The organism is Flagellimonas olearia, assembly GCF_009184425.1.
Taxonomy (GTDB): Bacteria; Bacteroidota; Bacteroidia; order Flavobacteriales; family Flavobacteriaceae; genus Flagellimonas; species Flagellimonas olearia.
Genome location: NZ_WELG01000187.1, coordinates 1 through 321, shown reverse-complemented (window position 1 = coordinate 321; position 321 = coordinate 1). Strand labels below are relative to the sequence as shown.

At 35.8% G+C, this 321-nt stretch carries 1 pseudogene; it reads left to right on the top strand.

The annotated features are described in order from the left end of the window. Positions 1 to 21: 21 nt before the first annotated feature. Positions 22 to 321 (top strand): annotated as a pseudogene (locus tag F8C76_RS20050) (hypothetical protein); the annotation flags it as partial.

The window sequence follows — 321 nt, the reverse complement described above, 5'->3', positions numbered from 1 at the left end:
CCTTTAAAACAGCGCTTTTTCATGCGGCTAAAAATCCAAAAAGAAATTAAGCCCTTGAATGTTGAAATTAAAGAGCAAGAAGAGCGATCCTTAAAAACCGCTCTTTTTAAAGCCCTAGAAAACTTTAGCGAACTATTGATTGAAGTCATTTTAACGCATAAAAAAAACATCATTCTGCTCGCTACTAAAGAGAGCCATTGCTTAGGGGATTTGCTTTTAAGGGTGTATGGAGGGGAATTGAACGCTCAAATTTTAGGCGTTATTTCCAATCACGAGATTTTACGCCCTTTAGTGGAAAAATTTGACATCCCTTATTTTTAT